Source organism: Streptomyces sp. NPDC041108 (assembly GCF_055592645.1).
Genome location: NZ_JBVIYK010000060.1, coordinates 1 through 1063, shown reverse-complemented (window position 1 = coordinate 1063; position 1063 = coordinate 1). Strand labels below are relative to the sequence as shown.

The following is a 1063-nucleotide window of genomic DNA, read 5'->3' as shown; positions in this document are numbered from 1 at the left end:
TGCCCGCGGACTTCCCGCCCTGGCCTCGTGTGTATGCCTTCTTCGCCCGCTGGCGGGATACGGGGCTGGTGAGCGAACTGCATGAACGCCTGCACCAGGCGGTCCGCCGGGCAGAGGGCCGTGCACCGGAGCCGAGTGCGGCGGTCATCGATTCCCAGTCGGTGAAGGCGGACGCCACCGTGGCCTGCGGCTCACGGGGATTCGACGCCGGGAAGAAGATCAACGGGCGCAAGCGGCACCTGCTCACCGACACCCTGGGACTCCTGCTGGACGTGCTGGTCACGCCGGCGTCCACCACCGACCGGGATGCTGCCCACGGCGAGGAGCCGGTCGCGACGGCTTTCGAAGATCTGGGCGGACGGCGGTTACCGCGGTCACCTCCAGGACTGGGCTGCCCAGCACCTCGGACTCGTCCTCGACGTCGTCCTGCGCCACGAAGACGTCCAGGGTTTTCAGGTCCTGCCCCGCCGCTGGGTCGTGGAAAGATCCTTCGCCTGGCTCCTGCGCAGCCGACGCCTGGTCCGGGACTACGAACGACGCACCGACACCAGCGAAGCCGTCATCCTGTGGTCGATGATCACACTCATGAACCGCCGCCTGGCCGTCCGACAGCGTCAGCGTCCTGGGTCTGCTCCGACGCCGGCAGCGTGAACCGTCCCGGCTTCACCTCCACCAGCCAGCCCCGTTCCACCAGCCTCTTCAGGCGTGCTCTCGCGCCCTCGACGCGGGAAGCGGACGCGCTGTCCCAGCCGAGCACCACCGCTGCCCGCCGGGCACCGAGCCCATCGGCTCCCGCGTCGGCCGCCGCGGCCATCACCGCCTGGTAGTCCACCGACAGGTCCTCGGCCCCGGCCGCGTTCTCCCGATGCGGCACCGCCCGTCGCGGCCCGACCGGCCTCCTGCGCGACACCACGGTCACCTCCGCGGGCGTCTCCTCCTCGGCCAGTGCCTCCAGATACTGCTCGAGACCGATCACCCGGTGCCTGAGGACCTCTTCCGCGTCCGCCAAGTCCGTCCGCACCCGCTCCAGTTCGGCTTCGAGCTCCTCCACCCTCACCACCGC

The 1063-nt window shown here is 70.6% G+C and carries 2 protein-coding genes and 1 pseudogene; 2 read left to right on the top strand and 1 reads right to left on the bottom strand.

The genetic code is table 11. The annotated features are described in order from the left end of the window. Window positions 1-29: 29 nt before the first annotated feature. Window positions 30-257 (top strand): annotated as a pseudogene (locus ACZ6BB_RS42210) (transposase); the annotation flags it as partial. 49 nt (window positions 258-306) lie between these two features. Continuing rightward, window positions 307-651 carry a transposase gene (locus ACZ6BB_RS42205; RefSeq protein ID WP_471620381.1) on the top strand — a complete coding sequence of 115 codons (345 nt, stop codon included), beginning with the start codon at window positions 307-309 and terminating at the stop codon, window positions 649-651. Here ACZ6BB_RS42205 and ACZ6BB_RS42200 read toward each other — a convergent pair. After that, the coding region (locus ACZ6BB_RS42200) for a hypothetical protein (RefSeq protein ID WP_471620380.1) at window positions 584-1063 on the bottom strand (480 nt) is incomplete at its 5' end. The genes ACZ6BB_RS42205 and ACZ6BB_RS42200 overlap by 68 nt on opposite strands.

What these genes read in the sequence shown, in the direction of transcription:
- ACZ6BB_RS42205 (WP_471620381.1), top strand. Translation starts at nt 307, where the DNA reads ATGCTGCCCACGGCGAGGAGCCGGTCGCGACGGCTTTCGAAGATCTGG.